This is a genomic window from Bacillus sp. P4_D3 (assembly GCF_056401855.1).
This window is the reverse complement of the sequence record NZ_JBFUIN010001379.1, coordinates 1-500: the sequence shown is the minus strand read 5'-3', so window position 1 is coordinate 500 and position 500 is coordinate 1. Positions and strand designations below refer to the sequence as shown.

2 protein-coding genes are annotated in these 500 nt (G+C 35.2%); both read right to left on the bottom strand.

Annotation, left to right across the window (positions count from 1 at the left end):
• A partial coding sequence (locus AC1DTM_RS31460) for a GNAT family N-acetyltransferase (protein ID WP_477001818.1) occupies positions 1 to 327 on the bottom strand: 327 nt, incomplete at its 3' end.
• Positions 328 to 342: 15 nt separating this feature from the next.
• On the bottom strand, positions 343 to 500 hold a 158-nt coding region (locus AC1DTM_RS31455; protein WP_477001819.1), incomplete at its 5' end, for a VOC family protein.

Here is a 500-nt window from a genome sequence, read left to right as displayed (position 1 = left end):
TGCGTATCCTTGTCCCCAATATGTATCATCTAGCTCATAACCAATTTCAGCTCGTTTATGATGATTGTTAATTAAATGAAATCCACACGTACCAATTAATTGATCTGTGCCTTTCTTCTCTATTCCCCAGCGAAATACACTTCCCTCTTCATTACGCTTTCTAAACGTTTGAATAGTCGTTTTCGCTTGCTCAACATTTTCGAAAGAGTCCATTCCAAAATAACGAATAACGGATTCTTTTGAAAAATAATGGAACATTGTTTCTGCATCTAATAGTGTAAGTTCTCTTAATAGTAAACGTTCTGTTTCTAATTTTGGAAACCCCATCCTCTTTTTCTCCTTCTATTCTAATGAACTACAAATTTCAATATAATTACCGTCTGGGTCAGCAATGTAAGCAATTGTTTGTCCCCACGGTTTTACGATTGGCTCAACTAGAACTTTAACCCCTTGTTCTTTTAATTTCTCAATCGTTTCCTGAGAAATTAAAAGAACAAGGG